Source organism: Sulfitobacter sp. HNIBRBA3233 (genome assembly GCF_040149665.1).
Classification (GTDB): Bacteria; Pseudomonadota; Alphaproteobacteria; order Rhodobacterales; family Rhodobacteraceae; genus Sulfitobacter; species Sulfitobacter marinivivus.
The window spans coordinates 1-439 of sequence record NZ_JBEFLP010000020.1 but is presented as its reverse complement, the minus strand read 5'-3'; the positions used below and the strand labels follow the sequence as shown (position 1 = coordinate 439).

Below are 439 nucleotides of genomic sequence, written 5' to 3'. Positions count from 1 at the left end.
GCAATCGTGGAGCTTTTACGGTGACGCAGTGGTGAATTTGCGCAATTTTGACCTGAACCTGCTGGTCATCTTTCGTGCCATCATGAATCAGGGTTCGATCGCGGGAGCGGCGGAAGAGATCGGACTGTCGCCTTCCGCCGTTAGCCATGCGCTGGCGCGGCTGCGGGTGATGCTCAACGACGAGCTATTCTTTCGGACGGCAGGCGGGGTCCGGCCAACTGACCGCGCCCGAGAGCTCTATGCCGATATCGAGCGCGGTCTCGGCTTTATCTCGACGGCCATTTCCTTGCAGCACCAGTTTGTTCCCGCCAAGGCCGAGCGGGTGTTTACTATGCAGGTCGCGGACTATGTCTCGGCGTTTCTGCTGCCACGGTTGGCCGAGCGGCTGCAGGTCGAAGCGCCAGGCGTATCCATCGACATCCTGCCCTTTACCATCTCA

The 439-nt window shown here is 59.9% G+C and carries 1 protein-coding gene; it reads left to right on the top strand.

Annotated elements, in window-relative coordinates; translation table 11 throughout:
- Positions 1–31: 31 nt before the first annotated feature.
- Positions 32–439 (top strand): LysR family transcriptional regulator (locus ABMC89_RS18995; RefSeq protein ID WP_349570803.1); only part of this gene is annotated, 408 nt, incomplete at its 3' end.